The sequence below is a fragment of the Dyadobacter sp. CY326 genome, from assembly GCF_021390515.1.
Lineage (GTDB): Bacteria > Bacteroidota > Bacteroidia > Cytophagales > Spirosomataceae > Dyadobacter.
Genome location: NZ_JAJUXI010000020.1, coordinates 1 through 1,393 on the forward strand (window position 1 = coordinate 1; position 1,393 = coordinate 1,393).

General features: G+C 38.2%; 2 protein-coding genes. Both read left to right on the forward strand.

Annotated elements, in window-relative coordinates; all coding sequences use genetic code 11:
- The first annotated feature begins 42 nt into the window (after positions 1 to 42).
- Positions 43 to 477, forward strand: a complete 435-nt coding sequence (locus LZG73_RS25440; RefSeq protein ID WP_233855639.1) for a helix-turn-helix domain-containing protein — start codon at positions 43 to 45, stop codon at positions 475 to 477.
- On the forward strand, positions 456 to 1,343 hold the full coding sequence (locus LZG73_RS25445; RefSeq protein ID WP_233855640.1) for an IS3 family transposase: 888 nt from the start codon (positions 456 to 458) through the stop codon (positions 1,341 to 1,343). The genes LZG73_RS25440 and LZG73_RS25445 overlap by 22 nt, the downstream gene beginning before the upstream one ends.
- Positions 1,344 to 1,393: the final 50 nt, after the last annotated feature.

Genomic DNA, 1,393 nt, shown 5'->3' on the forward strand with positions numbered 1-1,393 from the left:
TTTTGTCCCGTCCTGAAATAGCGATACACAAACTGTATAGCTATGCGAGAGAATCTAGAAACTAAGTATGTTAAGCGGACACAAAAAGACTACTCTATGTCTTTTAAATTGGAAGTTGTCAAAGAGATCGAACGTGGAGAATTTTCCATAGGAGCAGCAGCTCGCAAGTATGGTATACAAAACCCTACAACAGTTACGATGTGGTTGCGTAAATACGGTAAATTTGATTGGGAAAATCAAACGCCATCAAATATGCCTAAAACTCCTGAACAGAAGATTTTAGAGTTAGAGCAAAAGGTGAAGCTCTTAGAAAAGCAAAAGGCCTTTTTGGAAAAGCAGGTTGAGACCTCAGATAAGAAAGCCATCATTTTTGACATGATGATAGAGCTGGCTGAAAAGGAATACCAAATTCCGATAAGAAAAAACTACTCACCCGGGCAATCGACCAATTCAGAATACAACAAAAAGAAACAGTAGTTTCTACCTGTGGATTACTCGGGGTTAACAGGCAGGTTTATTATCGTAAAAAGAGCTCTAAAATACACCGGCAACAAATTGCTTTAAGGGTAATTGATCTGGTTCAATCCGTACGTGTCAAGATGCCACGGATAGGCACTAAAAAACTTTATTATCTTCTACGAGAGCAGTTACAAGAGTTGGGGATTGGTCGAGATAAATTGTTTACTATATTGAATGCCAATTATTTATGTATTTATCCTAAGCGAAGTTATCGGGTTACTACCAATTCTCATCACCGGTTCCGTAAGCATAAAAATCTGATTGAGAACTTGGTAATTATACGGCCAGAGCAGGTCTGGGTATCAGATATTACCTACATTGGAAACCGCAATAACCATACTTATTTGTGCCTGGTGACCGATGCATATTCCAAAAAGATTGTGGGTTATAATCTATCCGACAGCTTGAATGCAGATGGCGCAGTAAGAGCTTTAAAAATGGCTTTGAAACAAAATGGGAATAAAGGAGGCCTTATTCACCACTCCGACAGGGGTTTGCAGTATTGCTGTGATGACTATCAGAAAGTGCTTAAAAAACACAAGATCAATTGCAGTATGACAGAATCTTATGACCCTTATGCTAATGCTGTGGCAGAAAGGGTAAATGGAATTTTGAAAGATGAATTTATGCTCGAACGATATCAGGTTGATATGCGAACAATGAAAAAACTAGTCAGTGACAGCATCGAAATCTACAATTCCTTGCGGCCTCATTATTCATGTTTTATGCTGACGCCAGATCAAATGCACAAACAGAATGAAGTCAAAATACGGACCTATAAAAAAGAAAACCGCTACAAGAATAACCTTGCAACGGCTTTGTGAGTATTAATTAAACTAATCTAAAATCTGTATCGCTATCTTAGGACTAGTCA

Coding starts and splice junctions, on each gene's coding strand:
- LZG73_RS25440 (WP_233855639.1), top strand. CDS start 43: ATGCGAGAGAATCTAGAAACTAAGTATGTTAAGCGGACACAAAAAGAC.